Origin of the sequence: Sphingomonas sp. MMS24-J13 (assembly GCF_044905095.1) — a bacterium.
GTDB lineage: Bacteria > Pseudomonadota > Alphaproteobacteria > Sphingomonadales > Sphingomonadaceae > Sphingomonas_I.
Genome location: NZ_CP173258.1, coordinates 174,643 through 200,700, shown reverse-complemented (window position 1 = coordinate 200,700; position 26,058 = coordinate 174,643). Strand labels below are relative to the sequence as shown.

Annotated in this window: 21 protein-coding genes; 9 read left to right on the top strand and 12 right to left on the bottom strand. The window is 63.7% G+C overall.

Annotated features, from left to right (window positions below):
- Nucleotides 1-180 precede the first annotated feature (180 nt).
- The 6 genes from AB4Z44_RS00875 to AB4Z44_RS00850 all read right to left on the bottom strand — a co-directional run bounded on the left by AB4Z44_RS00875 (nt 181) and on the right by AB4Z44_RS00850 (nt 8,718).
- A complete protein-coding gene (locus AB4Z44_RS00875; protein WP_404712208.1) occupies nt 181-2,673 on the bottom strand; it encodes a TonB-dependent receptor in 2,493 nt (830 codons plus the stop codon).
- Nucleotides 2,674-3,213: 540 nt separating this feature from the next.
- Nucleotides 3,214-5,133 carry an alpha/beta fold hydrolase gene (locus tag AB4Z44_RS00870; RefSeq protein ID WP_404712207.1) on the bottom strand — a complete coding sequence of 640 codons (1,920 nt, stop codon included), beginning with the start codon at nt 5,131-5,133 and terminating at the stop codon, nt 3,214-3,216.
- Between the two features lie 113 nt (nt 5,134-5,246).
- Nucleotides 5,247-6,491, bottom strand: a complete 1,245-nt coding sequence (locus AB4Z44_RS00865) for an MFS transporter (RefSeq protein ID WP_404712206.1) — start codon at nt 6,489-6,491, stop codon at nt 5,247-5,249.
- Nucleotides 6,492-6,493: 2 nt separating this feature from the next.
- Entirely contained in the window at nt 6,494-7,051 is a 558-nt protein-coding gene (locus AB4Z44_RS00860) for an isochorismatase family protein (RefSeq protein WP_404712205.1), read from the bottom strand.
- A gap of 86 nt (nt 7,052-7,137) precedes the next feature.
- Nucleotides 7,138-7,431 carry a MarR family winged helix-turn-helix transcriptional regulator gene (locus AB4Z44_RS00855; RefSeq protein WP_404712204.1) on the bottom strand — a complete coding sequence of 98 codons (294 nt, stop codon included), beginning with the start codon at nt 7,429-7,431 and terminating at the stop codon, nt 7,138-7,140.
- A 123-nt stretch (nt 7,432-7,554) separates the two neighbouring features.
- Nucleotides 7,555-8,718, bottom strand: a complete 1,164-nt coding sequence (locus tag AB4Z44_RS00850) for a cell wall hydrolase (protein ID WP_404712203.1) — start codon at nt 8,716-8,718, stop codon at nt 7,555-7,557.
- Nucleotides 8,719-8,891: 173 nt separating this feature from the next.
- On the opposite strand from AB4Z44_RS00850, the gene AB4Z44_RS00845 reads away from it, so the two are divergent.
- The 3 genes from AB4Z44_RS00845 to AB4Z44_RS00835 all read left to right on the top strand — a co-directional run bounded on the left by AB4Z44_RS00845 (nt 8,892) and on the right by AB4Z44_RS00835 (nt 11,850).
- The gene (locus AB4Z44_RS00845; protein ID WP_404712202.1) at nt 8,892-10,364 is read left to right on the top strand and encodes an aldehyde dehydrogenase; all 1,473 of its coding nucleotides are present in this window, start codon (nt 8,892-8,894) and stop codon (nt 10,362-10,364) included.
- A gap of 52 nt (nt 10,365-10,416) precedes the next feature.
- Nucleotides 10,417-11,199, top strand: a complete 783-nt coding sequence (locus tag AB4Z44_RS00840) for an HAD-IIA family hydrolase (RefSeq protein WP_404712201.1) — start codon at nt 10,417-10,419, stop codon at nt 11,197-11,199.
- Nucleotides 11,200-11,331: 132 nt separating this feature from the next.
- Nucleotides 11,332-11,850 carry a MarR family winged helix-turn-helix transcriptional regulator gene (locus AB4Z44_RS00835; RefSeq protein WP_404712200.1) on the top strand — a complete coding sequence of 173 codons (519 nt, stop codon included), beginning with the start codon at nt 11,332-11,334 and terminating at the stop codon, nt 11,848-11,850.
- 4 nt (nt 11,851-11,854) lie between these two features.
- On the opposite strand, the gene AB4Z44_RS00830 is transcribed toward AB4Z44_RS00835, so the two are convergent.
- From AB4Z44_RS00830 to AB4Z44_RS00820, 3 genes are read right to left on the bottom strand one after another with little or no spacing between them, the layout of a single operon-like run.
- Nucleotides 11,855-12,349 carry a DUF6644 family protein gene (locus tag AB4Z44_RS00830; RefSeq protein WP_404712199.1) on the bottom strand — a complete coding sequence of 165 codons (495 nt, stop codon included), beginning with the start codon at nt 12,347-12,349 and terminating at the stop codon, nt 11,855-11,857.
- Nucleotides 12,350-12,367: 18 nt separating this feature from the next.
- Nucleotides 12,368-12,850: a DUF6644 family protein gene (locus AB4Z44_RS00825; RefSeq protein ID WP_404712198.1), complete on the bottom strand. Its 483-nt coding sequence runs from the start codon at nt 12,848-12,850 to the stop codon at nt 12,368-12,370.
- Nucleotides 12,851-12,882: 32 nt separating this feature from the next.
- The gene (locus tag AB4Z44_RS00820; protein ID WP_404712197.1) at nt 12,883-15,339 is read right to left on the bottom strand and encodes a TonB-dependent receptor; all 2,457 of its coding nucleotides are present in this window, start codon (nt 15,337-15,339) and stop codon (nt 12,883-12,885) included.
- 224 nt (nt 15,340-15,563) lie between these two features.
- On the opposite strand from AB4Z44_RS00820, the gene AB4Z44_RS00815 reads away from it, so the two are divergent.
- From AB4Z44_RS00815 to AB4Z44_RS00800, 4 genes are read left to right on the top strand one after another with little or no spacing between them, the layout of a single operon-like run.
- Entirely contained in the window at nt 15,564-16,457 is an 894-nt protein-coding gene (locus AB4Z44_RS00815) for a hypothetical protein (protein ID WP_404712196.1), read from the top strand.
- A gap of 13 nt (nt 16,458-16,470) precedes the next feature.
- Complete coding sequence (locus tag AB4Z44_RS00810; protein ID WP_404712195.1) at nt 16,471-16,887, top strand: DUF6152 family protein; 417 nt, start codon at nt 16,471-16,473, stop codon at nt 16,885-16,887.
- 12 nt (nt 16,888-16,899) lie between these two features.
- Entirely contained in the window at nt 16,900-17,265 is a 366-nt protein-coding gene (locus AB4Z44_RS00805; RefSeq protein ID WP_404712194.1) for a DUF6152 family protein, read from the top strand.
- A gap of 22 nt (nt 17,266-17,287) precedes the next feature.
- Complete coding sequence (locus tag AB4Z44_RS00800; RefSeq protein WP_404712193.1) at nt 17,288-18,079, top strand: hypothetical protein; 792 nt, start codon at nt 17,288-17,290, stop codon at nt 18,077-18,079.
- Between the two features lie 60 nt (nt 18,080-18,139).
- Here AB4Z44_RS00800 and AB4Z44_RS00795 read toward each other — a convergent pair whose 3' ends face one another.
- From AB4Z44_RS00795 to AB4Z44_RS00785, 3 genes are read right to left on the bottom strand one after another with little or no spacing between them, the layout of a single operon-like run.
- Complete coding sequence (locus AB4Z44_RS00795; RefSeq protein ID WP_404712192.1) at nt 18,140-18,793, bottom strand: L,D-transpeptidase; 654 nt, start codon at nt 18,791-18,793, stop codon at nt 18,140-18,142.
- 2 nt (nt 18,794-18,795) lie between these two features.
- Complete coding sequence (locus tag AB4Z44_RS00790; RefSeq protein WP_404712191.1) at nt 18,796-21,432, bottom strand: filamentous hemagglutinin N-terminal domain-containing protein; 2,637 nt, start codon at nt 21,430-21,432, stop codon at nt 18,796-18,798.
- A gap of 50 nt (nt 21,433-21,482) precedes the next feature.
- A complete protein-coding gene (locus AB4Z44_RS00785; protein ID WP_404712190.1) occupies nt 21,483-23,153 on the bottom strand; it encodes a ShlB/FhaC/HecB family hemolysin secretion/activation protein in 1,671 nt (556 codons plus the stop codon).
- A 589-nt stretch (nt 23,154-23,742) separates the two neighbouring features.
- Between AB4Z44_RS00785 and AB4Z44_RS00780 the strand changes: the two genes are divergently transcribed.
- Together AB4Z44_RS00780 and AB4Z44_RS00775 are read left to right on the top strand one after the other, a co-directional pair.
- Complete coding sequence (locus tag AB4Z44_RS00780) at nt 23,743-23,991, top strand: hypothetical protein (protein ID WP_404712189.1); 249 nt, start codon at nt 23,743-23,745, stop codon at nt 23,989-23,991.
- Nucleotides 23,992-24,330: 339 nt separating this feature from the next.
- The gene (locus AB4Z44_RS00775) at nt 24,331-25,551 is read left to right on the top strand and encodes a tyrosine-type recombinase/integrase (RefSeq protein WP_404712188.1); all 1,221 of its coding nucleotides are present in this window, start codon (nt 24,331-24,333) and stop codon (nt 25,549-25,551) included.
- Nucleotides 25,552-26,058 lie beyond the last annotated feature (507 nt).

The following is a 26,058-nucleotide window of genomic DNA, read 5'->3' as shown; positions in this document are numbered from 1 at the left end:
CCGTGGGGTCAGCGTTTAACCCCGTCCGGTGCCTGATAGACGTTGCGACGAACCGAAGTCCGCACCCGCCCGTAAAGAATTATTCGATGCTCCCGCCCCTGCCGATCCGTGCCCGAATAAGCGTAGATTGACGGGCGAGTAACAGGATCCTCCCCGAGCGAGGCTCGGGAAGGAAAGAGGTCAGAACTTCTTCGACACGGTCAGCGACCATTGGCGCGGCGCCGCCGGCTGGGCGTCGGTCTGCGGATAGCCGAGCGGCTGATAATCGAACACGTTGATGTAATAGAATTTGTTGAACATGTTGATGACACCGACCGCGATCGAGAAATTGTGATCGGTGTTGTCGTAGGTTATGCGCCCGTTGAACAGCGACTTGGCCGGCAGCAGTCCGTTATATTTGGTCGAGGTGCCGCTGACGATCTGGCTGCCTTCATACGTCCAGTCGACTCGCGGGGTGATCGAACCGCCGATCCTGTCGAGCGGAATCTTGTACTGGATACCCGAACTGGCGGTCCAGAAGGGGTTGCTCTGGCGACGGTTGACGGTGCGCGCGGCGATGTCTGGTGCGGTGAATTTCGACCAGCCGACCGAACCGTTGATCAGCAGATTCTCGATCGGGTTCAGCGTATATTCGGCCTCGCCGCCGCGGATCTTGGCGGGCTGGTTGCGGAAATAGGTGCGGCCGAGGCAGACGATACCGGTGTTGGCCGCGACCAGGGTCGGGCTGCACTGGGTCGATCCTGCCGGACCGCCGGGCAGCGGGATGAGCGCCTGGTTGCCCACCTGCGGCTGGCCGGCATCGTTGAGCAGCGCCTCGGCGCCGGAAATGGTGGTCGGGCGGCTGCTGAAATTGGTGTAGAAGCCGGCGACGTTCAGGCGCAGCCTGCGATCGAACAGGTCGAGCTTGGCGCCGAGCTCGTAGGCGATGTCCGAATTGGCATCGCTCTGCTCGACCTGGGTCTTCTGCAGCGGGCGGGTATTGTAACCCGGCAACGAATAACCGGTGGCGGCCGATGCATAGAATAGCATCGTGCTCGTAGCCTGATAATTGACGCCCGCCTTCCAGCTCAGTTTCTTCGATTCCGGCGTCACCTTGAACAGGATGTCCGACGCGGTGGTCAGGTAGCTGACGTCGGAGATGTTGGAGAAATTCACCGCGATCTTGTCATCGGCATAACGCAGGCCGCCGACGAAGCTCAGCTTCTCGCCGAATGGGCGGATGGTCGCGTTGGCGAACACAGCCTTCGAGTCCGGCGTATAGGTCGTGTGCAGCGCGCGCTGCAGGCCCGAGCTCGGCTGTTGGAGCGAGGCATGCTGATCGCCCTTGGCATGGAAGTAGAACACGCCGCCGACCCAGTCGATCAGCTTCGACGTGCCCGACAGGCGAACCTCGGCGTGGTTATACTTCTCGATCAGGTGATTGATCACATGCTCGACGACCAGCGGCGTGCCGTCGGTGTCGAAGGTGTGCGTCTCATTGAGATCACGATGTGCGAACACCGCGGTCAGCGCGATATGGTTGCCCAGGTCCCAGTTGAGCTTGCCGGCGACACCCCAGTTGGCGAGATTGTTGTGGTTGGGCAGCGAATAGCCGCCGCGCGTGCACTGGCCGCGCTCGTTGACCGAACCGTTATAATATGTGTTGCCGGGGATGACGGTGCACGCCGCGATCCGATCGGTGTAGGTGGCATAGGTGGTATAGGGATCGCCGGTCATGAACCGGCTGTCGATGGTGAGCCCGAAATAGGCCGCCTGGCTCTTCATGTTGGCGTTGGCGCGGGTCGGATCGACATCGACGACCGAGTCCGCCGGGTTTTCGGACAGGTCGCGCAGATAATCGCCGGTGACGGTGATCTTGATCGATGGCGTCGGCTGCCACAGGAAGCTGCCGCGGCCGCCACGGACGTCCTCACCGCCGTAATGGCCGATCACGCAATCGCCGGAATCGAGCTTGGTCGCGTTGCCGAGCGGATTGACGTAGGGAAAGCTGCCAGCGAGTTGGGGCGTGCCGTTCTTGTTCATCTGGCAGGTGAAATCGAGTTCCTTCTGGTAGCCCTCGCGCTTCTTGGAGAGGCCCGAGACCAGGATCGCCATAGTATCGTTCAACGGCAGGTTGAATCCCGCGCGCAGATCGATCCGCTTGTACGAGCCGGTGGTCGCCTCGACATAAGCGGACGCGTCATGCGTGTTGGGTTGCCTGGCGACGACGTTGATCGCACCCGCGAGCGAGTTGCGGCCGAAGAGCGTGCCCTGCGGCCCGCGCAGCACTTCGACATGATCGACATCGAGCAGGTCGAAGTTCGCCCCGAGCAGCACCGGATAGTAGACATCGTCGATGTAGAAGGCGACCGGCGGCTGACCAGCGAGGCTGGTGTCGCCCGATCCGATGCCGCGAATAAAGGCCGACACGCCGGGGCCGAACGCACCCTGGACGCGGCGGAACTGCGAATTGGGGACGGTCGAGGTGAGATCGCCGATACTGGTGATGCCGCGTTCTTCGAGCGCCTTGGCCGTCACCGCGGTCACCGCGATCGGTGTCGACTGGAGGTTGGTTGCCTGGCGCGTCGCGGTCACGACGATATCGGCAATCCCGCTGTCGTCGGATGCCGGTTTTGCGGCGGTGCCGGCAGCATTCTGCGCCAGCGCGGGCCCCGCGCCGACAAGCAGCGCCAAGGCAGATGCCGAAGCAAGAATTACTTCCCTAATCATCCTTCACTCCCCTATTTCTATCAGTATCTCGACTGTGCAAGCGCCACGATTTCGTGGCCAACCCGCCCCAACCGAACGGATCGCGGCCCACAATCAAATCGATTGTAACCAGCGATTTATATCGTCGACCGACATCCCGGCTTGTTCCTATCGGATTTAAAATACATCCGATTGGGCAATGGATTTCATTGATTAATCAATGATCTAAATCATGGGTATTACTTCCAGACCCACAGCCTGCGAGACTGATCCTTGCGTGGCCTCGTGCGCATGCGGATCGTGTCGGCACTGACGCCAAGCGCCTGACACCCCCTGCAGTCTTCCCCAGTAGCGGTCGTGCCGACGCTCTGCTCAACTTGGGCTAATGCGGACTGGACACGCGCGCAAATGGCAGGATCGATTGTGCCGATCGAGAACAACCAGCTTGCCGTTCCGGTCGTATGGAACGGCATTCCCGCATCATCCTAGGACATCGGCGCAAGCGCGACTGCAGTTGCTGACCGGCTAGAAGACCCTTGCGATGAAAGCGTCGCTTTCTTCGAGCAGCTTTGCGCGCGCGGCACTATCGTCGAGTTGGTGATCGAGCCTGTCGAAGCTCAGGAAAGTCGGCGGCCTGCCGACTGCCTTGAGGCGAGCCTGCATCCGCTGCGAGTGTTCGTAACTGACATTCAGATCGAACGTCCCGTGAACCAGCATCGCAGGTATTCCAATCCGCCCGGCATTATTGATCGGCGATGCATCGTCTTCGATCTTGCTGCCAACGAACTGGTTGAGCGCGCCACGGTCCATGTAGTGAACCAGTCGGCCCCTGATCATGCCTACGTCGGTGACGGGCGCCACCGCCACGACGGCCTTGTACAGATCGGGCGCCGTCGCGGCGGCCTGCAATGCGGCATAGCCGCCGAAGGACCATCCGACGATCGCAAGATGGCCCTTGTCGGCAATGCCCTGCCCGACCAGCCAGCGCGCACCGGCGTCGATATCCGATACGGCGGCCCGCCAAGCGGCGAAGCCCTGATCCCGGAACCAATCGTCGCCATAGCCATCGGAGCCGCGAAATTCGGGCTGGAGGACGGCATAGCCCCGCGCCGCATAATATTGCGCAAGCCAATCGAAACCCCACTCGTCGCGTGCCGATGGCCCCCCATGGGGCAGGACGATCGCCTTGCCGGGATGCACAACCGCGGTAGGCATCGTGAGGTAGGCGGGAATCGCGGTTCCGTCTTCCGCCGGATAAGTGATCGCCTTCATCGGGGCGAGCGGCATGCCGTCGAGTTGCGGGCGAATGTCCATCAGCCGCTGGAGCTTGCGCGTGTTTCGATCGAGCAGATAATATCGGCCCGGCGCGACATCGCTGCTTGCCAGGATGAGCAATTGCCTCTCATCGTCGCTCGCATCCACGAACCGGATGATAGGTGTACTCGGCAACGCCTTGGCGAGCGAGTCCGCCAGGGCCGCGAGATCGGGATCCGCATACAGAAAATGCAACGCGTCGGTAACGTAGCTGACCCCGATGATGCGCCGCTTCCGCCCTAGCCTGACGATCCCGTCGATATCGACATCGGCGCGCGCGTAAACCTCCGTCTCGTTCGCTGCGGCGTCCAGCGCCTTGGTGAAGACGGCGAGCCTGCCATTCAGCTTGCGAAAGCCCCAGACCAGATTGGCCGTCGGATCGACCGCCGCCGGAGCGAAACCTTCACCGGTGAGTGGGCGATAGCTGCCGAACGGCCGCCAATCGCCGTCCACGCCCCGATAGCGGTAAGATATGGTTCCGGACCTGATCTCGTTAGCGTCTATGCGGATTTGGCCGAGACCGTCGGTCAGGCAGCCGCCATCGCACCGCACATAATCGTCCCAGCCGTGCGCCTTGCCCTTGGTGAGATCATAGCGCGCGAGATGATAATCGAACGGTCCGTAAGGCCGTCCGGCGGGAAACCCGACGAGCACATTATCCGTCTCGCCCGGCAGCCAATCGACGACCACGCCTTCACCGAGCGGCAGTTGCTGGGGCGGACGCACGCCATCGCCGCCATCGGCGGGCACCACCACCAGCTTCTCGAACGGCACACCCCAGGCGCCGCCCGGTGCCGCCACCGATTTGAGGAGGGGCTGTTGGCCATGGATCAGGCAGATCAGTTTGGAATTACTGGCCCAGCGGCATTCGGCCAGCCGCTCTGGCGCACCCGATGCGACGGCAATCCGTTTTGGCTCTGCACCGTCGGTCGTCGCAACGACGTAGAGTGCCCCACCCTGCCCCGCCAGCGGCGTCACGAACGCCAGCCGCTTGCCATCCGGCGACAGACTGACCTGCGAAACCGCCGGGCGGGCACCGAAAGCGGCCGCAAGTTCGTGCGCCGAGGCTGCAGCAAAAGCCGGCGAACTCGCGAATATAGCCGCCATCGCAGCGTAAAGATGCCTCCGCATGATCCCCCCCCGCATAAGGATATGGCTGCGAGACTTAGACCCGCTGTCGACCCGCGCCACTAGCCGATATCGCCGTTTTGGACATGCCCACGCCGCGGCGGCTTCGCGTCGATCTATTCCTGCGCGACTTCGCGACGTTCCCGGAAAGCGTGAAGAGCCCCGACCAGTGCCGCTGCGAATCCGGACGCCGCTCCCACCCCCAACGCCCAGCGCGGCCCCAGATCGTTCGCCACCCAGCCGACGAGCGGTGCCCCGATCGGCGTCCCGCCGAGCGCGACCGCCAGACGGATCGCCATGACGCGCCCGCGCATCGCCGGCGCGGTCGTCAGTTGCATGAGACCGTTCGACGAATTGGTGAAGGTCAGCGCCGCGACGCCGATGACCACCAAGGCTGCGGCGAAGAACCAGTAAGAGGGCGCGAAAGCCGCAAGGGTGCAGCCGACGCCGAAGACGCAAGCCCCGATCGTCAACAACCCGAATCGCGGCCGTTCGCGCCCGGCTGCAAGCAAGGCGCCGGTGATCGTGCCGACCGCCATGATCGAGCTCAGCAGGCCATAATGGGTGGCATCGGCGTGGAAGACGCCGACCGCCATCGTCGCGACGAAGATCGGGAAGTTGAGCCCGAACGTGCCGATCAGGAACAGCATCAGCACGATCGCCAGCAGATCCGGCCGGCCGGCGACGTAGCGAAAGCCCTCGATCAGGCTGCCCGGTTTGCGTGTCGCGCGGATGCTTGGCTGGAGGTCCGCCCGCCGCAGCAGCGCGAGCGAGCCGAGCACCGCGACGAACGAGAGCCCGTTGAGGATGAACGCCCAGCCCGTCCCGACCGCACCGATGCACAGCCCCGCCACCGCCGGCCCGACCATGCGTGCGCCGTTGAACGCGGTCGAATTGAGCGCGACCGCATTGGCGAGATCGCGCTCGCCGACCAGCTCGTTGACGAAGGTCTGCCGCACCGGTGCATCGAAGGCGGCAGCGGAGCCCGACAGGAAGGCGAAGAGATAGACCTCCCACAGCTTCACCCAACCCATGACCGTCAGCAGGCCGAGGATGAGGGCCAGCGCGCCCAGCGCGCCCTGCGTCAGCATCAACAATTTGCGGCGATCATAATGATCGGCCGCAAAGCCGGTCCAGGGCAGGAGAAGGAATTGCGGCCCGAACTGAAGCCCCATCACCACGCCGACAGCGGCGGCATTGTGGTGGGTGAGTTCGGTCAGCACCAGCCAGTCCTGCGCAGTGCGCTGCATCCAGGTGCCGGTGTTAGAAACGAGCGAGCCGGCGAACCACAACCGGTAATTGAAATGCCGCAGCGAGCGGAACGCGCCGCGCGGCCCCAGTTCCCCGGCGAGGGCGGCCACCGTCAGTTGGCCGGGAGAAGGTCGAGGATCGCGGCGGTGGTGCCGGTCTCGCCCAATCGCGGAAAAATGCGGGTGACGCTATTGTCTTGCGCCTCGATGCTGCGATCGGTCATCGCATCGGTGGCGAGCATGACGTGGAAGCCCAGTTCGTGCGCCTGCCGCGCGGTCGATTCGACGCCGGCGCTGGTCGCCACGCCCACCACGACGACCTGTGTCACGCCGCGATCCTTCAACCATCGTTCGAGGCCGGTGCCGGTGAAGGCGCCCCAGGTTCGCTTCGTGACGAGATGATCCCCAGGCTGCACATCCAGTTCGGGCAACAGGTCCATCCATCCGTCGGGAAACTGGAAGCCAGCCATGCTCTGCTCGTTGCGGCCCGGCGCCATGCCCCCGACGTTGACGAGCACGACCGGCAGGTTGCGCCGGCGGAAGCCGGCGGCAAGCGCCGCGGCATTGGCCACCACATCGCCAATCGGATGGACCGACGGGATGGCGGCGATGCCCTTCTGCAGATCGATGACGATCAGCGCGGTGACAGGATCGAGGATGGTGACGGCCATGATTTCGCTCCGGCGTAGAAGGCGTTTTCGGGGCATTGGCGAGCCGGCCCATCACCGCGACGGCGGCGGCCAGCGCGCGCTTTTCGTCATCGTCGAGCCCGGCCATCGGTCGGATGCGGCTCACGGGATACGAGCGCGTCGCGTTCGAGGCCGGCGAGCGTCGCTCCCATCGACTGCGGCTTGACCCCCTCGATCCGCGCCAGATCGGCGGTCGCCATCGGGCCGAGTTGATCAAGTCGGGCGAGCGCCGCGATCTGCGACCAGGTCAATTCGCCCGGATTGGTTTCGGTGCGGAGCCGGCGGACGAGCTGCCCGGTCGAGCGCAGCAATTCCTCGACAAGGGTCTGGACAGACGGAGATTCGGCCGGATCAGCGCTCATACCGTCAATGTAGTAAATACAGATAAACTTGCAAGTTTCCCTTCTAAAATCTGTCACTGCCCAAGCCGGGCAGTGACGGTGACGGGCCGCCGTCCAGGATCCGACATGCTGCGGCGTCAGGCGTTAAGGCGTAAGGCACTGCGCGGGCAAAGGGCGCGGAAAGCGTTGGCAATCCCAATAACCCTGCGACAGGCCGAGCGCGCGGCTGCGCCGATAGACGAAGGCGAGCGATTTCATCATCCACGGCAGCACCGGCAGGCTGCGCGGGATCTGGCTCGCGCTCGTCCAGCCGAACACCATGCATTCCAGCTTCTCGCCGCAAAGATTGAAGCCGGTGACCGCATAGCTGGCGGGCGGAGTGGCGGGATTGAGCTCGACCACGAACTGGCCCGCATCCTCGTCCTTCAGCCGGACGATATTACCGTTGAGGCTGGCGGGCGGCACGTTTGCCACCGTCAGGCCCGGTGGGACCGGCAACGCCGCCTGCGCCTCCGCCATCGGCGAATCCGGCCCCGTCTTGAGATCGACGAAGCGCGCCAGCCGCGTATCGGGCCGCTCGCCCGGCTGGATATGCCCGTTGAGCACGGCGCGCGTGCCCCAGGCCCCGGGCCAGCGATAGAAGATCTGGGTATGGACGATCGCGATCTTCTCGAGGCTCGATCGCCAATAAGGCACGACCCAATCGGTATGATAATGGGTCGCGGTACCGACCGGCCTGTAGACCGCGCCGTCGAGCGCGTCGCGGGCGATCGTTCGCGCCCTTCCCAGGGCGGCTGCCGATTGCACCCGCGCCAGCGAGCCGTCGCAGGTGAAGGTGAACTGACAGCCGGTCCGGCGCTCCGATCCCTGGAAGACCACGCCGCAGACGGTCTTGGGAAAAGCCGGGTGACGCGCCCGGTTGAGCACGACCTGCGCGACCGCGCGCTCTCCAGGCGGATCGTCCCCCGCTTCGAACAGCACCGCCACGGCGAGACAGGCCTCGGCCGCCGCGCGATCCTGGCTCGTGCCCGCATAATGGAATGGGTTGGCAGGCAGCAGCGCATCGGGTGCAAGCGGGATCGCTGCGTTCGACGCACGCGCAAGATCGGGCGCCTCCTCGGCCAGGATCGTCGGCGGCACTTCGGGCGGGGTCAGCAGCGCAGCCGGATGATGCCTGGCGGCGACGGCCTGCGGCTGCCTCTGGCCCGGCTCGTCCATTCCGATCAGCGCCAGGACGACGCCGACCGCAAGCATCGCCACGATGACCGCGATCACCGTCGCTTGCCCGTCCTTATCCGAAACTGTCACCCAGGCCCCTTTTCAACATCCTGCCGCACCCTCAACGAGGCTCGGGGCCGGTTGCTCCCGCACGACCGACGCGAGGACGATGCACCGCCTTGACTAACGCCCACCCGCCCTCACATGTGCCGGCGGACGATGCGGCGCATCCAGCCGCGCACTGACGAAAGAGAGACGCGGAGATGGAACAGCTCAATCGCACCCTGCACGGCATCAAGGCGCGCGGAAACGCCGGCCTGTTCATCGGCGGCGAATGGCGTGCGCCGGGTGCCGGCGGCGCGCTGCTCGACGTGGTGGCACCGCATAACGAAGAACTGCTGCTCCAATATGCCGAAGCCACGATCGCCGATGTCGATCTGGCGGTCGCCGCCGCACGCGAGGCCTTCGACAGGGGCCCCTGGCCGCGCCTTTCGCCGCAGGAGCGCGGCGCGCAATTGCGCAAGGTCGCGGCCCTGCTCAAGGCGCGCATGCCCGAATTGGCCGAGGCCTGGACCGGTCAGGTCGGCGCGGTGATCGGCTTCACGAGCAAGGCATCCTATCAGGTGCCGGGCCTGTTCGATTATTATGCCGGGCTGTGCGACACCTATCCGTTCGTCGACGAGCGCACCCGCTCCAGCGGCGGCAAGGTGCGCGTCGTGGCCGAACCAGCCGGCGTCGTCGCCGCGATCACGCCGTGGAACGCGCCTTTGGTCCTGCTCTGCTACAAGGTCGCGGCTGGTCTCGCCGCCGGCTGCACGATCGTCGCCAAGCCCTCGCCCGAAACCCCGATCGACGCGCACATCCTGGCCGAATGCATCGCCGAGGCCGGGCTGCCTGCCGGCGTCTTCAACATGCTGCCAGCCGGACGCGAAGTGGGCGATTATCTGATCCGCCACGCCGGCATCGACAAGGTGAGCTTCACCGGATCGACCGCCGCCGGCAAGCATATCGCCCGCACCGCCGCCGATCGCCTCGCCCGCGTCAGCCTCGAGCTCGGCGGCAAGTCGGCCGCCGTCATCCTCGAGGATGCCAAGATCGAGAATGTGCTGCCGAGCCTGGTACCGTATTCGATGCCGATCACGGGACAGGTCTGCTTCTCACTCACGCGCGTGCTGACCCCGCGCAGCCGCCGCGACGAGATCGTCGAGGCCTATACGTCGGCGGTCGGCAAGGTGAAGGTCGGCGATCCGTTCGCGGCCGATAGCGGCATGGGCCCGCTCGCGATGCAGCGCCAGCGCGATCGTGTCGAAGGCTATATCGAGAAGGGCCGCGCCGAGGGTGCGAAGATCGCGATGGGCGGCGGCCGCCCCGCCTCGCTCAATCGTGGTTTCTTCATCGAGCCAACCGTGTTCGTCGATGTCGAGCCGACCATGACGATCGCGCGCGAGGAGATCTTCGGCCCGGTGGTCTCCTTCATCGATTATGACGGCGAGGAGGACATGATCGCCAAGGCCAATGCCACCGATTACGGCCTGCACGGCGCGGTCTACACCGGCGATCCCGAGCATGGCTATGCGGTCGCGCGGCAGATGCGCACGGGCAGCGTGACCGTCAACGGCATGATCGTCGACATCGAGATGCCGTTCGGCGGCTTCAAGCAATCCGGCCTCGGCCGCGAGGGCGGGATCGAGGGCCTCGAAACCTATATCGAGACCAAGACGATCTACTTCGCCTGATCCCGTGCCCGCCGCGTCCGCGCGGCGGGCACCCCATTTGCCGGAGACCGAGATGACCAGGAAACGCCGGCCGCCCGCATGCTGGCTCACCGACATGGACGGCGTGCTGGTCCATGAGGGCAATGCGCTGCCCGGCGCGGCCGAGTTCCTGGCCCGCCTGATCGAGCGCGAGCGGCGTTTCCTGGTCCTCACCAACAATTCGATCTTCACGCCGCGCGATCTGGCGGCGCGGCTGGTGCGGTCGGGTCTGAACGTGCCCGAGGAATTGATCTGGACGTCGGCGCTGGCGACAGCGGACTTCCTGTCTTCGCAGCTTCCCAACGGATCGGCCTTCGTCATCGGCGAGGCGGGGCTGACCACCGCGCTGCACGAGATCGGTTATACGCTGACCGACACCAATCCGGACTATGTCGTGCTCGGCGAGACGCGCACTTATTCCTTCACCGCGATCACGCGTGCGATCCGGCTGGTGCAGGCCGGCGCGCGTTTCATCGCCACCAACCCGGACGTCACCTCGCCTTCCCCGGAAGGCCCCCTCCCCGCCACCGGTTCGATCGCGGCGATGATCACCAAGGCGACCGGCGCGGAACCCTATTTCGTCGGCAAGCCCAACCCGATGATGTTCCGCAGCGCGATGAACCGGATCGACGCGCATGCCGAGAGTACGGTCATGATCGGCGACCGCATGGATACCGACGTCGTGGCAGGCATCGAAGCCGGGCTCGAGACGATCCTGGTACTGACCGGATCGACCCAGGCGAGCGACATCGCGCGTTACCCATATCGGCCGAGCCGCGTGCTGGATTCGATCGCGGATGTCGTCGCGTTGATCTGACGCCGGATCTGCTGAAAGCAGACGTCCTGCACCGCAAACGTCTCGTTAGCGTCATGACGGCGGCGCGATTTCTGTTACGATCCAGCCGCAACATCTTTTGGAAGAAGCCTGGCATTGAGCAGCCCCCGTCCCATGCAATCGGAAGACCCTGTCGAGGGCGCCGTTCCAGACAGTCCTTCGAACATGCTGTTCACGTTGCGCATTGCCCGATTGCTCGACCTGTTACGGCGCAGCCGCGCGCTCGCCAACCGACGCGAATTCGGCCTGTCCGATATCGAATGGCGGGTCATGACGCAGGTCGGGGCGCATGCCCCGCTCTCGCTCAACCAGCTTGCCGATCTGGTGGCTCTCGATCGCGGGCAGCTCAGCCGAACCGTGAAGACCATGGTTGCCCGTGGACTGCTCGACCGAAAGCGGCGGCCCGGGGGCCCGGCCATCATCATCACGCTTTCGGACGAAGGCACCGCAGAATATGCGCGCATGCTGGCACTCGCCCGCGAGCGCAACGCGTTCCTCGTCGGCGATATCGCGGAGGATGACCTCGATCGCGCGGCGGAAGTCCTGTCGGCGGTCGCGCGAAATGCACAACGGCTGCTCGAGCTCGAACAGGGCTATACTCTGCGGGCCCGAACCGACGCCGATCGGGATTAAGTGCCTAGAATGGCGAGGTGGTGAAGCCGATCCAGCGGCCGCAGATCACGATCAGCACCCAGATCGCGATCGACAGCAGACCGGCGGCCCTGGCTGCGCCGGGAACTGGAGCATCCCGATCCCACAAGGCGATCCCGCGCATCGTGACGAGATGGAACACCACCATGTTGAGACCTGCCGCGACCAGCAGAACCATCTTCATCCGGAAGGCGAAATTGTTGAAATAGGTCACCGGCTGCGACGAGAAGAGCAGCAGCCCGGTCACGAGCGCCAGCGCGAAGCCGCTCCACGTCAGCGGAAGCAACGCCTTCGTCAGCCGCGAGATCGAATAGCTGGTCGAGGCAACCCCGATCAGGCGCAGATCGACGACGGCGATCACGCCCACCACCGTCGCCATCGCCACGACATGGACGGTTTCCACCCACGGAAAGGCGAGCGGGCTGGCTGCCATGAAGCTGCCGATGCTGCTCGCGCCGATGGCTTCGAGAAGGTCGTTCATCTCTTGCTCCCACGAAGCTCAGGCGTAAGCGATCCAGCGACCGCAACCGATGATCGCCAGCCACAGCAGGACGAGCAGGCCGGCCAACGAGCGCTCGACCCATGTGGCGCGATCGGGCGGATCGAGCCGGGCGAGACGGTGGCTGAGCAGAAGGAAGACGGCGACCGCCACGATGAGCAGCGCCATCTTCGCCTGAAAGACCGCGTTGAGCAGAGACCGTTCGGGCTCGCCGACGATCAGCACTGCGCCCGACACGAGCAGGATCGCCAGCCCGATGCCGACCCAGGCATTCAGCCGCTCGCCCCAGCGTGCGGGCGACCAATCGATACCCGATACGTGCGCCGCCCGCATCGCAAGGATCAGCGACGAGGAGAAGACCGCCGCGATCGCCAGCAGATGCACGCACTGCACCGCCGGCACCGCCCAATCGACCGTCTGCATCACGTTATGCAGGCGGAGCGTCTCGATCCACGCGACCGAAGCCGCCAACCATTGGCCCATGACGATCTTCCCGTTTCGCTGCTGCCGACCGCCTAGAATTCATACTTGGCGGTGAAGCCGACTTCGCGCGGCCGTCCACGGACGACGCTCAGCATGTTGCGCGGCGGGGCGGCCAAGACGCCGGTGCCGGCGCCCGAATCCCAGAAACCACCGCCGAAGCGCTGCGCGTAGGTCGCGTAGACCTTGTCGAAGAGGTTGTTCGAATAGAGCGTCAGGGTCAGCGGCGCGAACTTTGGCTTGAACTGGATGCGCGCATTGACAAGCCCGTAGGAGGGCAGGATGTAGCCCGAATCTGCGCTGTCGTCGGGATAGACCGACTGCTTGCCGACATAGGCATAGTTGAAGTTGAAGGTCGCGCGGCCGATGCCCGCATCGAGCGAATAGGTCGCGCCGAGGCTGTAGCTGGTTTTCGGGATGTCCGGGAACAGGTGGGTCACGCCCGCCGGCTGGTTGTGCAACTTGTAATCGGTGATGCCGAGATTGCCGTCGATCGTGAAGCCGCGGAAGAGCCTGAGCTGGCTGTCCAACTCGACGCCATGGATCCAGGCGTCGCCTTGGTCCTGCAGCAGCGGCAGGAAGCCGACCGGGCAGGCCGGGCTCCCCGGCACCAGATCCGTGAGGGGGGGCGTACCGCAAGGTACGCGCAGCGCCGCCTGGCGGTTGGTCCAGTGCATGACGAAGCCGGTCGGATTGATGCGCAGGCGATGGTCGAACAGCGTCATGCGCAGACCGCCCTCGTAATTGAGCACCTTCTCGTTCGGGATGGTGCTGACGATGCTGTCTTGGTTCGTACCCCCGCCACTGGCGAGGGTCGCGCTGAAGGAGCCAGCCTTGTAAGCCTTCGAGATCGTGGCGTAGGCCATGATATCGTCGTTGAAATGGTAATCGGCCGTCGCGCGATAATCGAGCGCGTGGAACGGCTGGCTCTTCGATGCGCTCGACATGGTCGTCCCCGGCGTGACGAGGAAATCGGCTGCCTGATAGGGGGTGGCGGCCGGCTGATACCGGTTCTGCGTATAATCCTTGTGATCCCACGCCCGGCGCAGGCCGCCGGTCAGGTTGAGCCCGGGCACGATATGCCAGGTCGCGCTGGCGAAGGCGCCCCAGGAATCCGACTTCTGGAAGATGTCGGTGATGCTGCGCGTGTAGAGGCCGCCGTCCGAATTGGGCGGGGTTCCCGGGTTGGCGGGATAGTTGGCAGTGCCACGGCGGTTGACGATATAATTGTACGGCTGGCCGCTATTCTCATGGAAATAGCTGCCGCCGGCGACCAGATCGATCTTGTCGTGGAACAACGCCGCGTTGAGCTGGAGTTCCTGGTAGAAGACCTTCGAGTCGATCCGATCGTAGCGCACCTCGAACCCGATGCCCTCCTGATCATTCTGCCCGCGGTGTTTCAGTTTGGAATAGCCCGAGAGCGAGTGGAGGCTGACATTGGTGCCAAGCTGCCAGTCGACCTTCAGATCGGCCTGCCAATAGGTGTCGTTATTCTTCTGGTTGCAGGCCGCACCATAATCGGGATTGAAATTGTCGAGAAAGCAGACGTCGGGCGCGTGGTAATTGCCCTTGACGATGCGGGGATCATTATAGGGCGCGATCGGCGCCTGGCCCGCCGCCTTGAATGCATCGTTGAGCCAGCCACCATAATTGCCCTGGATGATGCCATCGATGCCGGGGCGCAGATCGAATTCCTGCACGACGAACGGCGTCGCATTCGCCCGGGTGCGATTGTAGAGGAAGCCGGCGGTCGCCTTGAGATCGGGCGTGAGTTCGCCCCGGAGCTGGACTCGGCCCACATAATCCTTCTGTGCGCCGAGTTCCTGCGTGCCGCGGCTGACATAGCCGTTCTCGTCCAGATAGGCGGCTTGAGCGCGCAGCGCCCACCCCTTGCCGAGCGGCACGTTGATCAGACCGATCACGTCGTGATGATCGAAATTGCCGATCGTGCCCTCGATGGAGCCCTCGAAATTGTCGACCGGCTGCTTGCTGAAGATACGGATCGCGCCGCCGGTGGAGTTGCGGCCAAACAAGGTTCCCTGCGGCCCGCGCAACACTTCGATCCGATCGACATCGAGCACGCGCAACACCGCGCCGCTCGTTCGCGGCATGTAGATGCCGTCGATGTAAAGACCGACGCCACGCTCACCGGTGGCGCCGCCGCCACCAGAAATGCCGCGAATGACAAAGTTGGCGGCCGCGTTGCCCGTCCCACGCGTCGGCGAGATGCTGAGGTTAGGTGTGAAATGCGACAGATCCTGCAGATCCTGTATGCCCTTGGCCTCGATCGTCGCCTGCGACACCGCAATGATCGACAACGGCGTATCCTGCAGGTTCTCCGCGCGGCGCTCGGCGGTCACGACGATGTCGGCGATCTTATCGGCATCGCTGGTTGCAGCCACAGGCTTGGTGGTGGTTTGCGCATAAGCCGGTCCGGCAAGAGCCGTACCCGACAAAGCGGCGACGAGAATCGGAAGCGCGAATGCCCGCATGGTCTATCCCCCCGTTATGTTCTCGGCCCTCTTTTCGAGGTGCACGTGTCGCGATCGATGCGACGACGTCTGCCTAACATATCTTTTTGACATCATCAAACATCTAGATTGACACTATCAAATAGAGCGGCGATTGAGCGTCCATCGCTCGCCAGGGCCGATCGGCGTTCCCCGGCGAACGGCCGCACGGCAGGATAGAAACCTGCGGCGCAGGAGGGGACAAGATGGCTGCCACGACCCGACGACCATCCCACCGCCTCAGGACGGCCGGGTGGCTGCTGGCGCTCGCGTGCGGATCCCTGGCGCTCGGCCCTGCGCATGCGCAGACGCGCGATCGCAGCAAGCCGCTGACGCAGGAACAGCTCGATCAACTCCAGCATAAGCATAAGGGCCTGGCTGGCGCGCTGGATCCGGCCAATCTCGCCAAGAAGCGCCCCAAGGCGCCCTTCGATATGACGGGCACATGGTTCGTCGACCTGCACGAAGGCTTCAACAAATTCATGTTCGGGCCGCCCTATCCCGAATTCTACGAACCGGGGCAGAAGGCGCTGGTCGAGGGTGCCGCAGCGCGCGCGAAAGGCCAGAATTATCGCGACAGCATCGGCCAATGCTATCCGGCCGGCATGCCGATGATCATGACGCGCGTCTGGCCGATCATGTTCGTGCAATTGCCGACTGTGATCTACATGACCGCGGGCTTCACGAACAGCTTCCGCGCCATCTATCTCGACGGCCGCACGCACACCGATCCCGACCTCTACGTGCCGACCTACAATGGCGAATCAATCGGCAAGTGGGAGGGTGATACGCTGGTCGTCACGACCAAGGGCTTCGAGGCCGATCATCACTGGATCGACGTCGGCCTGCCGGTCAGCGACGAATTCCAGATCGTCGAGCGCATCCGCCAGATCAACAAGGGCAACACGCTCGAGATCGAATATATCATGACCGATCCGAAGATGTGGAAGGGCGAGTGGCGCAACACCAAGCGCTGGGATCGCGTGCTGGAAAGCGACATCGGCGAAGTCGAATGCACCGAGGCGCGCAACGCCAACCTGCCCGGTACCGATCGCGGGCAGGAAACGCTCAAGGAGCATGAAGAGAAGAATCCGCGATGAAAAGGAAGCGCCTGTGACCAAATCGAAATCCGTCGCTTCCGCGGGGCTGCTCGCGGCCCTGCTGGCCGCGCCCGGAATGGCGCATCACAGCTTTGCGATGTTCGATCAGACGAAGACGGTAGTGCTGAAGGGAACGGTCACCGAATTCCAATGGACCAACCCGCATTCGTTCATCGAAATCGATGCCGCCGGCCCGGGCGGCAAGACCGAACATTGGGGAATCGAGCTCAACAGCCCGAACAATCTTACGCGGCAGGGCTGGCGGCGCACCAGCGTCAAGCCGGGCGATGTCGTCACGATCACGATCAATCCGCTGCGCAACGGCATGAAGGGCGGACTGTTCAACTCGGTGGTGCTGCCCGACGGGCATGTGCTCGGCGGCGAGCATGGCACCGACGGCAAACCGATCAACGTGCCGACGGCAAACTAGGAGGAATGGCAGATGCGTCGTCGATATTGGATCGCGCTGGCACTCTGCGCGGTCGCGGGGCCGGCAGCGGCTCATCACAGCTTCGCCATGTTCAACATGGACAAGAATGTGACGATGACCGGCACGGTCACCGAATTCCGCTGGACCAACCCGCATAGCTGGATGCACGTCGATATTGCCGACGACAGCGGCAAGGCGAGCGACTGGGCGATCGAAATGACCAGCCCGAACAACCTGGTCGCCGCCGGCTGGCGCCGGTCGTCGATGAAGCCGGGCGACAAGGTGACGGTGACCTATCATCCTTTGGTCAACGGCAAGCAGGGCGGATCGCTGGTCAGCGTCAAGCTGGCCGACGGCCGGGTGCTCGAGAACAAATAAACGTGTCGGCGGGGAGGCGGAAATGACACGACGCATGATGCTGGCGCTTGGCGCCTTGCTCGCCACAGCCCCGCTGGCCGCCCAGATGCCGCCGACGATCGTGCCGGACAAGGTGTGGCCGGCATCGGCCGAGCATGTCGATTATACCGCGCTCCAGAAGCTGCCCGACTGGCGCGGCATCTGGGCGCCCATCCTGGGTGGCGGCCCCAAACCCGAGCTCCCGCAGCTCAAGAGCAAGTACAAGACGCATTATGACGAGATCCAGACGCTGATCAAAAGCGGCGATCCCGAGGCGCAATTAAAGGTCGAGCGACGGTCATCGGCGTGCGAGCCGCCCGGCATGCCCGGCATCATGACCCAGCCTTACGATGTGGAATTCCTGTTCACCCCCGGCCGGGTCACGGTGATCCAGGAAGCCTATATGCAGGTCCGCCGGATCTTCACCGACGGCCGCCCGCTGCCCGACGATCCCGATCCCACCTATAACGGCACATCGATCGGCCATTGGGAGGGCGACACCCTGGTCGTCACCACCGTCGGCCTGCGCGAAGGCGGCACGATGGGGCGATGGGGCATCACCTACAGCGACAAGGTGAAGCTGACCGAACGCATCCATCTCGACCCGAAGAACAAGGACAAGTTGATCGTCGAGAACACCTTCGAGGATCCCAACGCGCTCATTGCGCCGTGGCATTCGACCTATCTGTTCAAGCGCCAGCGTGGGCTCGATCAGCTGGAATTCATCTGCGCGCAGAACGATCGCAACCCGATCGACGCGAATGGCAAGGTGGAGTTTCTGAAGGCGCAGAATTGAGCGGCACGCCCTCGCTTCCCAATTCCACCCCATAGCCAGGCGTCACGGCGGCTTGATTGTTCAGGTCCGGAAGAGACCTGGAAAAGCCTCTGCGAGCGATTGCCGGTCGGGCAGAATATAGACGATCCCGCTCGTTCCGAAGAAGAGCGGATGAATGACCCTGTCGTAGAATTCCACCGGCGCATTGATGCAGCCGTAGGATATGCGATTGTCGCCGGCGGCCGGTGTCGCCAGCCGCGCAAGGCGGCGCTCCGACGGCTTTCCCGTAAACACGCGATGGAGCGAGATCGCCGCGTCATAATCAACCCACAGCACATCCTGCTTGCCGAGATCCGCACCGAGGCTGGCGACGAAACGGCCACTGGGGGTGATGCGATCGCCAGGGCCTATGTCGCGGAGCTTGCGGCTGCCGATACCGGGGGGCGAGACGTCTCCAACCGTCAGGCCGAGCAGCACTGGCGATGCGCCGAGCAACCGACCGTGATCGGCGAACGCAAATGCCGTCGCGGCGATCTTGTCGACGATGATGAAGGGAAGCCCCTGATTGTCGCCGGAAGCCACGATCCGGTCTGCCATTTCGCGCGTTTCGGCCGATGCTGCCCGGCCGGCAAAGTCGGCAGAAACGGTTGGCGCCGCGGCGGCGGCCCGGCCGCTCGCCAGGCTGACGGCGAGGCAAAGCAGGAGGCTTGCGCCGCAGGTACCGGCCATCCGCATGATCAATGGCGATCCTGTTTGGGCCGATAGGCCGGCAAAGCGACAACGGGTGGACGAGGAGCCGGAATTTCCTGAACCTGGGTCAACGTCTCGCGGGGGGCCATGGTGACAGCCTGCAGCGGCGTTTCAGCCGGCATCCGCACACCTTGACCGATCATCGCCAGCTGGATGCCCCCGGCGAAGGCCGGACCGACGGGGACGTTTGCATTCTGGCGGATCAAGGTCGCGCCACTTGGGCCGACGACTTCCGCAACCTGCAAGATCACCGGCGGCATTTCGATCGGCGGCGTGACCACAGGCGGCGTCACGATCGGCGTGACGACAACGGGCGGCGCTTGAACCGGCGGGACTACCACCGGAGGCACTTCGACAGGAGGCGTCACTACAGGGGGCGTCTCCACCGGTGGAACGACGACTGGCGGCGCTTCAACGGGTGGGACGACGACTGGCGGTGTCTCGACCGGGGGCGTCACCACCGGCGGCACCTCCACCGGCGGGACGACGACCGGCGGGGTCTCGACCGGCGGGACCACGACGGGAGGCGTTACGACCGGGGGGACCACCACCGGCGGGACGGTAACCGGGGGCGCTGCAATGATCCCCGTCGTCCGGAATGTGGCGACACAGCACGATCCGCCCGCAAGCGCATATCGCGAGGCGTCGCTCCCGCCCAGGCTGTAGCCGCTGAACGTCACGCCCGTTCCGCCGCTTATTGCGGGATCATCGAACACCGCGGTGGCACCGGGCCCTGCAATCAGCGTCACGCCGGTGGGCAGGCCCGAAATCGCGGTGCTGTTGAAACCGGCCAGCACAGCGTTGGCGGTACCGTCGAAAACCTTGTCGGCATTCGGGAAGACCAGCATGTGCTGGGTCAGGACCGCGCCGTTGGTCAGCGTGAAGTTACCCGAAAAATCGGTCGGCGCGGCATAGGAAACCGGATTATAGTTGAGCGAAACCGGCGCGGCTGGCCCGGTGACCGTAATCGGCGGTGCCAGCGGTGCGAAGATGACGGTGCCGCCGGCAATGCCGGGCCCGGTTCCACTCGTGCCGGCAATGAACACCAGGCCAACGGGCAGGCCGAGGCTCTGCGCTGGAATGGTGGTGCCGCGCGTAAGCGTCAGCGCGCCGGCCACGAGGATATCGTCGCCGGCGCAAAACGTGATGTTGCCATCCGTCGTCGTCACGGCGGCCATCGTGGCGAGATTGATATTGTGCCCGGCACCGACGAGCACGCTGCCGTTGACGGTGGTGATCGCGGCATTGAGATTGACGTCGCGCCCGCAACACAGGACGACATTGCCGTTGGTGGCGGAAATCGGCGCGTTCACGTTGATGTCGCGGACCGCGTTCAACGTGAGGGTCGTGGTATTCGGCGCGGCGACCCATGCCACCGCATCGTTGACCAGGATGTCGCCATTGCCGACCACGGCGGTGTGCAGGCTGGTGACAGGCGGCGTGCCGGCCACCGTTGCGTCCGATCCCGGCAACGTGCTGATCGTGACGCTGTTCGTCACCAGCAGCGCCGAAAGCGTCGCGCCTGAAATATTGCCGCCGATCGGGGCAATGGTGAAATCCTGCGGGTCGATCAGCCAGCGTCCGGTGCGCCCCGCCCTCGCTGCGGTCGTGATGGCGGCACCATCGGCGATGGTGACGGTGGCGCCCGAAGTTTCGATGAAACCGCCATCGCCGCCATTCGGAGCGCTGGCATCCAGCGTCCCGCTGACGTTCGTCGTGCCGCTCTCCATATCGGCGAGCAGGCTGATCGATCCACCCCGCCCCTCGAGCGTGCGGGCCTCGATGATGCCGCTATTGTTGACGACGCTGTGAAGCAATTGTCCGGCGGCATGGGCCGTCATCATGACGGTGCCGCCGTCGGCCCGGATGAGCCCCCCGTTGCGCACCAGCGCATTCACTGCGCCCCTGTCGATCGCAACGCCGAGCAGACCGTCGCCTGCCATATCGAGCGTCACGGCCTCGCCGGCAGCGAGGATCACGGTACCGAGCCGCGCCTGGATGACGCCTTCATTGCTGACATTTGCGCCCAGCAAGGCGACGTAGCCGCCGTCGGCCCTGATCGCGCCCTGATTGACCACGCTGCCGCCCGCTTCGCCCGAGAAGCTGTAGTGGCCGGCCATGAAATCGGCGTCGCTGATCCTGAGCGTCGAGGCGACCAGCCCGCCGACATTGACCTGCGCGCTTTGGCCGAACAGGACCCCGTTCGGATTGACGAGGAAGACCTTGCCGTTCGCGGAGAGATTGCCGAGAATCACCGACGGATCCGGCCCGATCACGCGATTGAGCGCGACCGCATTGGCGTTGGGCTGAACGAACACCACCGACTTGCCGGCCGCAATATCGAAACTCTGCCAATTGATCGCCGCCGACTGGCTCGACTGATTGATCGTCAGCGTCGCCCCATTGCCAGCAATGCTCGCCGCACCCGCCGAAACATTGCCACCGGTGGGAAGGCCCTGCGCGATGGCCGCCGAGCCGAACGCCATGGAGCCAAGCGCGCTCAGGACGGCGAGCCGGGCCATGCCGGCCAGCCCGGTCGATCCGCGCAGCGAAGACCGGCGACCACGCGTCCTGCGCTCGGCAAGACGGTTCGAGGGTGCGCGGGACTGGAACATATGGGTCATGGAACTTGTCCTTGCTGGACGAAAAGCAGTCGGGGGAGGCTGACGCCGGATCAGAAGAATTTGGCGATCTGGAACCAGAAGCGGCCGGATCTGTCGGGCGCGGAGGTCGCGCCCTGGCTGCCGAGCTTGCGTGCATAGCTGGCCTTCACGGCCCAACCGTCGCCGCCGCTCCAGTCGAGCCCGACGCCATAGCCGCTGCGATGGGCGTGGTTGGTGCCGGTGTACCAGGGATCCTTGGCCAGCGTGACGGCACCGACATCGACGAAGCCGATCAACTGGAGCTGGCCCGGCAGGCGCGGCGTCAGCTGCGATACGGCAAGCCTGGCCTCGATCGTGGCGATATAGCCTTCATCGCCATAGGCCTCGCCTTCGGGGTAGGCGCGCACGCCATAAGCGCCGCCCAATTCCATCTTTTCGGACGTGTCGAGATTGTCGAATGCGAATTGTCCGCGAACCGCCGCATAAAGCGAGAGCGGGCCGGCGATCCGTTGCAGGCGCGCGGCGCTGCCCTGCAGCTTGCCGTAGGTGCCGTTGCTGTGTGCAGTCAGGGCGTCGAGATCGCGTTCGATCGGGCTCCGAATGTCGAGCTGGCCGACCGATCCGCCGATCGAATAGCTGCTCCATCCACCACCGCCGATGGAATCACGCTCGTCACCATTCAGTCCGAGCGCCAGGACCGCCGCATGCTTGCGCGAGTTGGTATCGATACTGCCGATCCTGTCGTGGAAGCGCTTCAGATCGACGTCGCCGACCAGATAGAGGTTAGCATTGCGCGACCGGATCAAGGGATGGCTGGCATAGATGCTGGCAATATCGGCCGAGCCCTTGCCATCGAGGCTCTTGAACTCCTTGCCGAGACTGTAATTGATATGGGCGTAAGCGACGCCCACGGTCGTCGCGCCGAACAGCGTCTGATAGGATGCCCGCCCGTAAAACAGCCCGGAGAACGAGGTCAGCAGCCGCAGGCTCGCGACATCGCCATGGCCGGTCGGGTTGTTGAGATTGATCGTGCCGCCGAGCCGCCAGCTGCCGGTGTAGCGATTGCCGGAATTGTCCCCTTCGACATCGCCCGAAATCGATCGGCCGGGGGTGACATCGACGATCAGATCGGACGTGCCGACCGAACCGCCTGGGCTCAGGGTCGATCGCACCCGGGTGCCCGGAATATCCGACAGCAACAGCAGCCTGCGCTCGAGCGGGGCGATGGCGACCGGATCTCCAGGCTCGATCCCGCCGAGCAGGTTGGTGGCGACCTTGTCGTGCAACCTGCTGTGATTGTTCAGCTTGACCGCGCCGTAACGGCCCTCGACGATCGCGATCGCGATCGTGAGGGTGGCATTGGCAACGTCCTGCGCGGGCACGTAGGCCTGGGCGAGGATATAGCCGCGGATGTTGTAGAACGCGGCGATCCTCGCGGCGAGCTGGCGCATGCCGGCCAGATCGAGATCGCCGGGCGCGAAGCCGGATGCTGCGATCAGCGTAGCTTCGGAAAACAAAGTTTGACCGGTCACGTGCAGCGTGGCGATCCGCGCTTTGGCCCCGGCCGCGACACCGGCCAGCGGTGCGGCCCCACGCTCGATCCGGATATCCGGCGCTGCCCTGTCAGGGACGGGGGCCGGGGGGATCTGCTGAATCTGCTGCCCGGCAGTGGGGGGCTGCTGCGCCATCGCGCCCTGGCTCACGACCAGCAGCGCAGCCGCAATGTTGCTCAATTTCGGCATACCCACCTCAAAACACCGCCGACGTCAGAGCTGCGGTTCCACGTGCAGCGGCACATAGGAGCAGGAGAGTGTAGCGGCATTTTTTAGATGACCGACAATCCACATATAGGACACTTCAGATCGATAAATGTTCCAAACATTCAATAATAAACATGTATTCGTTCAAGTATTAAGCTCATTTTAATTGTAGTTAATTGTTGTTTATTAAATATATCGAAAAGATATAATCGTTAACAGCCCAAATAGTATCTAGAGCGATTTTCGATCAGCGTGCATCATATCCGCAATTTGCTAAGAATTAGGCACACTCGGCACGGAAGGCATGCCGGTTTATCGGGCCACCCAGCACCATCGGTGCCACCAGGCCGGTGCGGCGCAAGCGGCGACGAAGGTGGCAGTCTTCCACGCCCGTGCGGCACGCTGGCGCGGAGCCTTTCGCAGCGGCGGCAGCGACCACCGCGGCGAGCCATGTTGGTGCACGCCCAGGTCTCGTCGATGAACACCGGCCCCGCCGCCCAATGGTGCCGAGCGCCTGGGTTTCGTCGCCCGGCCGCATCCAACCGTTCCCAATCACTTGAAGCCGATACCCTTGCTTGGCGGGTTCCGTATTCTGGCGGGGTTCGTCCCCGCACTCATCGTGCTGCCGCCCGGACACAAGCGTCTCGGCTGCGGCTGCGGCCTGCTGCTGATTGCCTTGCTCGGAGCCTATAAGGATCGGATCTGCAAGTCCGTTTCGTCGCCAGCGCAGTTGCTCGTTCAGGGCGCCGCGATCTTTGCACTAGGGGTGCTCAGTCATCGCATAGTTGAGGTCAAACCGGAGATTCCCGAACGACAATAAGCCGTTCGGCGTCATCAAGCTGCATCGGACACCCATCGGACACAGTTTTCCAGCAATCCATAAAAAGGCTCTAAGTATTTGAAAATATGGTGGACGCACTAGGGCTCGAACCTAGGACCCGCTGAGTAAGAGTGTTCTTGTTTCGTTCCAAACAGTCCCACCCGGTCTATATTTTTCAGAGACTTAGTCTCATGATGTTCCGCGACGTTTCACCCTATTTTCAGCCAAACGCTACCTAAGGTAGCGCAAACTGACAGGAATTCAGCGGGTATGCGCGAGACCGAAATGCCTTCCCCTCCCCTCGGAAGTCACTCCCCACGGACACGAGAGGCATCGCGCATGGGCGCGGCAAGGCCGCCGATGGTCCTTAGTGATGCGAAGATCAAAAGCCTCCCCACGCCCACCACCGGGCAAGTCGAATATCCGGACCTGTCTGTGCCCGGCCTGCGGGTCAGGGTCGGCGTGTCTGGAGCAAAAACGTTCATGCTGCGCAAGCGCGTTGTCGGACGGGATCGCAATATTACGCTTGGGCGCTTCTCCGAACGCTTCCGGTTGGCCGATGCGCGCAAGCAGGCCCGTCAGATCCTGTCGGATGTGGAAACAAAAGCCGATGCGGTGCGCGCCCTGCCCGAGCGCCAGAAACGCGGCAGTGGCGGTCACACCGTTCGGGCGCTGTGGCCAGCGTACAAGCGCGCCAAATCTCACCTGCGGAACGTGCGCGAGATCGAGCGCGTGTTCAATCGCCACATCCTTCCGGAATTTGGCGATAGAGCAGCCGACGCCATCACGCGCAGCGAGATCACCGGCTTCATTGACGAGATTGCCGAACATGCGCCGGTCATGGCTCGCAACGTGCTCGGCTATTTTTCGGCTTTTTACACGTGGGCGCTTCCGCGGCTGGATCGGCTGCCTGGCAATCCCTGCCGAGATGCCGGCAGGCCGCCGGCCCCGAAAGCACGGGATCGCGTTCTATCCGAACGCGAGCTTGGAGCGCTCTGGCACGTCCTGGGTGACGAACTGCGCCCCTTCGGCCCTGCCATTCAGCTGCTCATCCTCACGGGACAGCGGCGCAACGAGGTGTTTGAAGCCGACGGGGTCGAGTTCGACTTGGAGGCCAAGTTGTGGACGATCCCGAAGGATCGAGCGAAGAACGGGACGACCCATCTCGTTCCTCTGTCCACCAAAGCGGCCTCCATCGTCCAGGACCTGCTATCGAGCAGCCGCAGCGAAAAGCTTCTTCCGGCCCGCGGAAATTGGGAAGCGGGGCCCAGTGGGTTTAGCAAGGCGATGACGCGTATTCGTGCGGAGTTAGAGCGCCGGGTTGGGGAGCCGGTACCGCATTGGACACTACACGATCTCAGGCGCACGATGGCGACAGGGCTTCAAAGGATTGGCGTTCGCCTTGAGGTGACCGAGTCGGTTCTAAACCACATCTCGGGATCCCGGTCTGGCATCGTGGGGGTGTACCAACGGCACCACTATTTTGAGGAAAAGAGAGCTGCGCTGAACGCCTGGGCTAAGGAGGTGGCTCGTCTGGCCCGCATCAAGCAGAAAGGTTGAGGGCATTCCGAGCGCTCTGTCCTATGGTCGCCCTTCCCAGAGGCGGCAGCTATGTCGGTGGCCCCAGGCACTGCACCGCCCAACGGGCCTAACGTGGCAGGCTATCCTGTAATCCACCCCGATTTGTACCCCCGAGGCGCGGGGGACGTTTTGAGCTCAAGTGAATTGCTGCAAGTCTGCAGCAATGACGGAAGTTTCCAGAATTCGGTCGGCATAGCCAGATACAGGGATTGTTTGAGACGATTTCCTCCCTCCCCTCAGCCTAAGTGGTTCCGGGGACAGGATTTTATTGAAGATCGATTTGGTCTATAAATATTGATTTACCTGATCTTTTTATCCTTTCGGTTTGCTCATACCCTTATCGATACCCCATCCTTGATCGGGAAGCGATGAAGCGCTCTGAAACTGCGCCTGATCGAGTCAACCGATTCTTGGAGAGTGACGGCAGCACGTGGACGCAGCAACCTTATAGCCGTCGGAGCGATCGACATGCCGAAGCAGAGGCTC

Bases quoted from the DNA above. Each gene is read 5' to 3' on its own strand.
- AB4Z44_RS00870 (WP_404712207.1), bottom strand. From the start codon at position 5,133: ATGCGGAGGCATCTTTACGCTGCGATGGCGGCTATATTCGCGAGTTCG.
- AB4Z44_RS00860 (WP_404712205.1), bottom strand. From the start codon at position 7,051: ATGGCCGTCACCATCCTCGATCCTGTCACCGCGCTGATCGTCATCGAT.
- AB4Z44_RS00855 (WP_404712204.1), bottom strand. From the start codon at position 7,431: ATGAGCGCTGATCCGGCCGAATCTCCGTCTGTCCAGACCCTTGTCGAG.
- AB4Z44_RS00845 (WP_404712202.1), top strand. From the start codon at position 8,892: ATGGAACAGCTCAATCGCACCCTGCACGGCATCAAGGCGCGCGGAAAC.
- AB4Z44_RS00840 (WP_404712201.1), top strand. From the start codon at position 10,417: ATGACCAGGAAACGCCGGCCGCCCGCATGCTGGCTCACCGACATGGAC.
- AB4Z44_RS00835 (WP_404712200.1), top strand. From the start codon at position 11,332: ATGCAATCGGAAGACCCTGTCGAGGGCGCCGTTCCAGACAGTCCTTCG.
- AB4Z44_RS00830 (WP_404712199.1), bottom strand. From the start codon at position 12,349: ATGAACGACCTTCTCGAAGCCATCGGCGCGAGCAGCATCGGCAGCTTC.
- AB4Z44_RS00825 (WP_404712198.1), bottom strand. From the start codon at position 12,850: ATGGGCCAATGGTTGGCGGCTTCGGTCGCGTGGATCGAGACGCTCCGC.
- AB4Z44_RS00820 (WP_404712197.1), bottom strand. From the start codon at position 15,339: ATGCGGGCATTCGCGCTTCCGATTCTCGTCGCCGCTTTGTCGGGTACG.
- AB4Z44_RS00815 (WP_404712196.1), top strand. From the start codon at position 15,564: ATGGCTGCCACGACCCGACGACCATCCCACCGCCTCAGGACGGCCGGG.
- AB4Z44_RS00805 (WP_404712194.1), top strand. From the start codon at position 16,900: ATGCGTCGTCGATATTGGATCGCGCTGGCACTCTGCGCGGTCGCGGGG.
- AB4Z44_RS00800 (WP_404712193.1), top strand. From the start codon at position 17,288: ATGACACGACGCATGATGCTGGCGCTTGGCGCCTTGCTCGCCACAGCC.
- AB4Z44_RS00795 (WP_404712192.1), bottom strand. From the start codon at position 18,793: ATGCGGATGGCCGGTACCTGCGGCGCAAGCCTCCTGCTTTGCCTCGCC.
- AB4Z44_RS00790 (WP_404712191.1), bottom strand. From the start codon at position 21,432: ATGACCCATATGTTCCAGTCCCGCGCACCCTCGAACCGTCTTGCCGAG.
- AB4Z44_RS00785 (WP_404712190.1), bottom strand. From the start codon at position 23,153: ATGCCGAAATTGAGCAACATTGCGGCTGCGCTGCTGGTCGTGAGCCAG.
- AB4Z44_RS00775 (WP_404712188.1), top strand. From the start codon at position 24,331: ATGGGCGCGGCAAGGCCGCCGATGGTCCTTAGTGATGCGAAGATCAAA.